The following is a 1,394-nucleotide window of genomic DNA, read 5'->3' as shown; positions in this document are numbered from 1 at the left end:
CTGAGGACAAGCCCTCGGCCTATTAGTACCGGTCAACTCCACCCCTCACAGGGCTTCCATATCCGGCCTATCAACCCAGTCGTCTACTGGGAGCCTTACCCTCTCAAGGAGGTGGGAGTGCTCATCTCGAAGCAGGCTTCCCGCTTAGATGCTTTCAGCGGTTATCCCTCCCGAACGTAGCCAACCAGCCATGCCCTTGGCAGAACAACTGGCACACCAGAGGTTCGTCCGTCCCGGTCCTCTCGTACTAGGGACAGCCCTTCTCAACACTCCTACGCGCACAGCGGATAGGGACCGAACTGTCTCACGACGTTCTAAACCCAGCTCGCGTACCGCTTTAATGGGCGAACAGCCCAACCCTTGGGACCTACTCCAGCCCCAGGATGCGACGAGCCGACATCGAGGTGCCAAACCATCCCGTCGATATGGACTCTTGGGGAAGATCAGCCTGTTATCCCCGGGGTACCTTTTATCCGTTGAGCGACGGCGCTTCCACAAGCCACCGCCGGATCACTAGTCCCTACTTTCGTACCTGCTCGACCCGTCAGTCTCACAGTCAAGCTCCCTTGTGCACTTACACTCAACACCTGATTGCCAACCAGGCTGAGGGAACCTTTGGGCGCCTCCGTTACCCTTTAGGAGGCAACCGCCCCAGTTAAACTACCCACCAGACACTGTCCCTGATCCGGATCACGGACCCAGGTTAGACATCCAGCACGACCAGAGTGGTATTTCAACGACGACTCCACCATGACTGGCGTCACGGCTTCAAAGTCTCCCACCTATCCTACACAAGCCGAACCGAACACCAATATCAAGCTATAGTAAAGGTCCCGGGGTCTTTCCGTCCTGCTGCGCGAAACGAGCATCTTTACTCGTAATGCAATTTCACCGGGCCTATGGTTGAGACAGTCGAGAAGTCGTTACGCCATTCGTGCAGGTCGGAACTTACCCGACAAGGAATTTCGCTACCTTAGGATGGTTATAGTTACCACCGCCGTTTACTGGCGCTTAAGTTCTCAGCTTCGCCCCGACGAATCAGAGCTAACCGGTCCCCTTAACGTTCCAGCACCGGGCAGGCGTCAGTCCGTATACATCGCCTTACGGCTTCGCACGGACCTGTGTTTTTAGTAAACAGTCGCTTCTCGCTGGTCTCTGCGGCCACCCCCAGCTCAGACAGCAAGTGCCGTCACCAGGAATGGCCCCCCTTCTCCCGAAGTTACGGGGGCATTTTGCCGAGTTCCTTAACCATAGTTCACCCGAACGCCTCGGTATTCTCTACCTGACCACCTGAGTCGGTTTGGGGTACGGGCCGCCATGAAACTCGCTAGAGGCTTTTCTCGACAGCATAGGATCATCCACTTCACCACAATCGGCTCGGCATCAGGTCTCAG

The 1,394-nt window shown here is 56.2% G+C and carries 1 rRNA gene; it reads right to left on the bottom strand.

The annotated features are described in order from the left end of the window. Positions 1–2 precede the first annotated feature (2 nt). Positions 3–1,394, bottom strand: a 23S ribosomal RNA gene (locus tag ACFVVU_RS39135); the annotation flags it as partial.

It is taken from the genome of Kitasatospora sp. NPDC057965, from assembly GCF_042887135.1.
In the GTDB taxonomy this organism is placed as follows: domain Bacteria; phylum Actinomycetota; class Actinomycetes; order Streptomycetales; family Streptomycetaceae; genus Kitasatospora.
The sequence above is the reverse complement of the archived record's forward strand: the minus strand, read 5'-3'. Positions and strand labels throughout refer to the sequence as shown.